We start from the raw sequence: 2835 nt of genomic DNA on the forward strand, positions 1-2835 counted from the left end.
AGGTCATTGCCTGTAGCGATCGAAGCATTGCCGCTACTACTGGTGATATTGGCGGCAGTGGCGGCAAAGTCTCTGCCTGCTGTGATTTCTACATCGCTGGCAAATTATTGGGTGTCTTTGATTTTGTCTGGGCCTGACTGCAGGTTATGCCCTGAATGATGAGCTGAACGTGGTTGCGAATATTGATCGCATTGAAGGCGAAGAAGACGCTGAAATCACTACCTATGTTTATGGGCTCGGTGTTCAGTACAACTTTTGATTAGGTGAATTCCTCAAAGCCCTTGCACATGAGCCTGGGCTTTGAGGTTGGCCTTTCAGAACATATCCTGCCAGTTACAGAGTTCCGCCTGGTTCAATGCCAGCTTATCTGAATGAGTGGATGTCTTGTTTTCACTGATGTTCGTTATATTAACGGAGCACTCCACACTGCCGGTTTTAAAATAAGCTTCATAATCCTGCCCGCTTTCTGGTGTGAAGTTAGCCATTACGGAACAACTTTGAAGATGCTCGTTCAGAATATAGTGAAGAGCTATAGGCTTGTCGCCATCAATTGCCAGCTCTGTCCATACTGCACCGGCCGGAAATTGCTTATCCGGGAACTTGCCATCGGGCAAGTCCAGCTCCTTCCAGTTCAAATCAGCAAAGCCATTGTAATAAGCGGTCATGACACCAGAACCGGGTAAGGCGTAGTCAATACACTCACTGTTTGGCACACCGCGAACCATGCCCTTATCGCTGATGATGCGAATTCTGGCCTGTTGTTCAGAGGTGGACTCCGCAAACGATGTTGAGAAAGATTTTATCGTTTTGATATTGCCACAGCCTGTGAGAAGCAAGGTGGCAAAAAGGATGAAGGCGATTTTTGATTTTATCATGTTGACTGCCATGGCTTCAGTTTTCAATCACTACTTACTGTTAAAGAAACGCGATAACCAGTGACTCTTTTTATGAGCACTATTATCTTCTTGCCTTACTTTATGGGTTGTTGGCCCATTAGGCCTGAGTAAGTCGCCAGGATAATGCTCATGACCGAGGCAAAGGCTGTCATCAATATTAAATGCTTTTGCGACAGCTGCGGCTTCAATACACCATCGGCCAAAATAAGCACCACCTTCGAAATTTTCATCGCCAAACCTGTACCAATACGGATGGCTATGACGTGGCAATGGCTTTTTTTTGCTTGAGTGGCCAATGGTTCGGAGCTCTGAGTACCAATTCTTGACGAACTCATACAGTTTGTGAGTTTGTTTGCTTTTATCAGCACAGTTTACTGCTTCATAAAGGTGTCTGTAGGGTTTATCAAAACAAAGTTGATCTCCTATTTTTCGAGTTGGTGAACGCTTGGCTATGACCAAATCAAGTAATGCATCTTTACCTTCATTCCCAACCAGGTTTATAAGCCTAAACCACTCTGCGTCGGGAAGTTCTAGCAAAATAGCCAGCCCGACTAACCAAAAACAAACAATATAATGATCAAAGTTTACTTCCCAGGAGTGGCGAGAAACCTGTTGAGTTTTACTCCACACTTCTTTACCCATTAGCTCTGATTTTTCCCAATAGTCTATGATTGGTACCAATAGTTCCCTTAATTCAGCAATGTCGTCTCCTCGAGAATAACGCTGAAATAGGTTTTCTCTATATTCGTTTGCTATTTCGTAAATGAACTGAGGCCGGTAATTTGGTTGACCCGGATTCTGTTCTAATTGTTTCACCATTTTTTCAATGGTCTGGTCTTCAAACTGAATCCATGTATCCCAGTAATCTTTGTCGCCTAATGCATCGCGAATCATGGTGTTACTCCAGAGAAGTTATCTAGAGTTGATAAAATAGTGGATGACTTATTATCAATACCCATATTTTTTGCATTCTTATTCAATACTTCAACATGTGAAGTTCCGTCAGGAAAGGTCCTTACAACCCACTTCTCTACACGCCCGGAATCCATTGCTATACGTATATCGCTAGCCATCTGCCTATTGCCGTTAACCGATTCAAGCACTCTATTATATCCAGTGTTTTCACCGTTTAACCAACTATCACTCATCTGCTTGCCGTCATTTGTTTTCTTGAGCTTGGCAGTGTTGAATTTATATTCAATTATCACAAAATCAACGTCTGTACGTTTAACCTGGTATAAATCATCTATTCCAGTCTCACCTATTCCAGGGCTACGCCCAACTTTTCTACCATCTGGCACAATTTTCTTCACAGTGCCTTCACCGAAGAGTTCTCCCATCACGCCTTTTTGTTGATTGCTTAGCTTGCTCATATCTAGTAGAGGTTCACCAGAATAACTAAGCTTACCACCAGAATTAACTAGGGCTTTGTCGGCGACTTTTTGTGCATACTCTTGAATGTTAACAATCTCGGCAGTTTTTCCTTTTACCTTCTTTGCAGTTTCCTCCATTAACTCCAGCGATTTCTTACCAACATCCACTCCAACCTTGGCAAGTTTCACACCGCCTTTCGCAACACCTCCAACGCCAGTAACAACGGAACCGACAGTCCAGATCAAATCCCCCAGATCTTGACCCAGCTGATATGCCTGCTCATCCCCACCATGTTCCAGAGCGTAAGACATTCGATCAATCTGAGCCTCCAGATCAGCGAACATCTGATCTGTCATTTGCTCACGAACCTGAGGATCGGTGATCATGGCTTTCATGCCTTGCAGGCCACCTATTGGGTCCGCAAGGAACTCTCCCAGCCCAACCACATCATCCACAGCAGATGAGGCAAGCCCTGCAGCGATCCCTCCTCCGGTGATCACGTCCTGCTTTACAGAAGTCCCTTCCCATTTACCGACAATCTGCAACTTTTCCACTAAGGATTCTG

At 44.3% G+C, this 2835-nt stretch carries 3 protein-coding genes; all 3 read right to left on the reverse strand.

What is annotated here, in order from left to right; all coding sequences use genetic code 11:
- Nucleotides 1–314: 314 nt before the first annotated feature.
- Nucleotides 315–875, reverse strand: a complete 561-nt coding sequence (locus ACO6VE_RS24220; RefSeq protein ID WP_422464035.1) for a hypothetical protein — start codon at nt 873–875, stop codon at nt 315–317.
- A gap of 30 nt (nt 876–905) precedes the next feature.
- Nucleotides 906–1790 carry a PoNe immunity protein domain-containing protein gene (locus ACO6VE_RS24225; RefSeq protein ID WP_422464037.1) on the reverse strand — a complete coding sequence of 295 codons (885 nt, stop codon included), beginning with the start codon at nt 1788–1790 and terminating at the stop codon, nt 906–908.
- A partial coding sequence (locus ACO6VE_RS24230; RefSeq protein WP_422464039.1) for a hypothetical protein occupies nt 1787–2835 on the reverse strand: 1049 nt, incomplete at its 5' end. The genes ACO6VE_RS24230 and ACO6VE_RS24225, both read right to left, overlap by 4 nt.

The organism is Endozoicomonas sp. ALB115, assembly GCF_049310245.1.
Classification (GTDB): domain Bacteria; phylum Pseudomonadota; class Gammaproteobacteria; order Pseudomonadales; family Endozoicomonadaceae; genus Endozoicomonas.